Source organism: Devosia sp. ZW T5_3 (assembly GCF_044987315.1).
In the GTDB taxonomy this organism is placed as follows: domain Bacteria; phylum Pseudomonadota; class Alphaproteobacteria; order Rhizobiales; family Devosiaceae; genus Devosia.
The window spans coordinates 1-547 of the sequence record NZ_JBJDRE010000057.1; the positions used below are offsets into that span (position 1 = coordinate 1).

General features: G+C 65.6%; 1 protein-coding gene. It reads right to left on the bottom strand.

The features are described from left to right. Nucleotides 1-152 precede the first annotated feature (152 nt). On the bottom strand, nucleotides 153-547 hold a 395-nt coding region (locus ACI3KW_RS23245; RefSeq protein ID WP_404850060.1), incomplete at its 5' end, for a c-type cytochrome.

Here is a 547-nt window from a genome sequence, read left to right on the forward strand (position 1 = left end):
GGCGGCAGCTCCGGACCCTGCACGGGGTCGGGCACCACGACAGCGAGCCCGGAGGCGGGCTTCCATGAAGCCCTCTCGTGCTCGAGCGCGTCTTCCTCGTGTGCCATGTTGCTCCTCGTGCGTGTGATGTGTCGTGCGGGCGTCGGTCGAAACTAGTTCGACTTCGCCGTGATCCAGACGGTGAGGGCGATCAGCGAACCGATGCCGAACACCCAGATGAACAGGCCCTCAGAGACGGGGCCGAGCGAACCCAGCGTGAAACCGCCGACCGACGGGCTCTCCTGGTTGTACATCAGGTAGGAGATGATGTCGCGCTTGTCCTCGTCCGACAGGTTCATGTTGCCGAAGACCGGCATGTTCTGGGGGCCCGTGACCATGGCGGCGTACATGTGCAGCGCGCTGGTCTCCGTGAGCGCCGGGGCGTACTTGCCCTCGGTGAGTGCGCCGCCGGCTGCCGCCACGTTGTGGCACATCGCGCAGTTGACACGGAACAGCTCTGCGCCATGAGCCACATCGCCCTCCCCATCGAGGATCCTGTCCTCGGGGA